Origin of the sequence: Pseudomonas sp. NPDC087817 (assembly GCF_044742875.1) — a bacterium.
In the GTDB taxonomy this organism is placed as follows: domain Bacteria; phylum Pseudomonadota; class Gammaproteobacteria; order Pseudomonadales; family Pseudomonadaceae; genus Aquipseudomonas.
On record NZ_JBIUVJ010000158.1, the window covers coordinates 1205 to 2438 of the forward strand.

Below are 1234 nucleotides of genomic sequence, written 5' to 3' on the forward strand. Positions count from 1 at the left end.
TTTGTTGGGTGTTTGTTATGGTTAGCTTTTTTGTGTGTTTTCTTTTTTTCGGTTTCTTGTGCGCGTTTTAGTTAAAGTGTGAACGCGTCTTGCAGCAGTTTTTCCTGCTGCTCGGCGTGCATCGATGCGTAACCACAAGCAGGTGCAGCAGAAGCCTCACGGCCCGCGTACTCAAGTACGAGGGATTTGTTGAGGTTGCTGATGCTGCGACGCAAGTGGTGCTGGCTGCAGTACCAGGCGCCCTGGTTCATCGGCTCTTCCTGACACCAAACGGCATGTTTGACGTTGGTATAAGGAGCCAGGACTTCTTTCAAGTCGTCCTCAGGGAATGGGTACAACTGCTCGATACGCACGATGGCGATATCTTCGCGGCCTTCGGCACGGCGTTTTTCCAGCAGGTCGTAGTAAACCTTGCCGCTGCACAGAACAACGCGCTCGACCTTTTTCGGGTCCAGGGCATCGATTTCCGGGATCACGGTCTGGAACGAACCTTCGGCCAGATCTTCCAGCGTCGAGATGGCCAGCTTGTGGCGCAGCAGCGACTTCGGCGTCAGCACGACCAGCGGCTTGCGCAGCGGGCGAATCACCTGACGACGCAGCAAGTGGTAGATCTGTGCCGGCGTGGTTGGTACGGCTACCTGAATGTTGTGCTCGGCGCACAGCTGCAGGTAACGCTCCAGACGTGCCGAGGAGTGCTCGGGACCCTGGCCTTCGTAACCGTGTGGCAGCAACATGGTCAGACCGCAGAGACGGCCCCACTTGTGTTCGCCGCTGGTGATGAACTGGTCGATAACAACCTGTGCACCGTTGGCGAAGTCGCCGAACTGGGCTTCCCAGATCACCAACGCATTTGGCGTGGTGGTCGAGTAACCGTATTCGAACGCCAATACCGCTTCTTCCGACAGGAACGAGTCGTACAGGTCGAAACGTGGCTGACCGTCGTACAGGTGCTGCAGCGGAATGTAGGTGCCGGCATCTTTCTGGTTGTGCAGAACAGCGTGACGGTGCGAGAACGTACCGCGGCCGATGTCCTGACCCGTCATGCGGATCGGGTGACCTTCGAACGCCAGGGTCGCGTATGCCATGGTTTCGGCGTAACCCCAGTTGATCGGCAGGCCGCCGGCTTGCATCTTCTGACGGTCTTCGTAGATCTTCGCAACCTGACGCTGAACCACGAAGCCTTCCGGAATTTCCAGCAGCTTGGCAGACAGTTCTTGCAGGGTCTTCAGATCAA

General features: G+C 57.1%; 1 pseudogene. It reads right to left on the reverse strand.

Annotated elements, in window-relative coordinates:
- Window positions 1-71: 71 nt before the first annotated feature.
- A pseudogene (locus ACIONG_RS30315) lies at window positions 72-1234 on the reverse strand (2-oxoglutarate dehydrogenase E1 component); the annotation flags it as partial.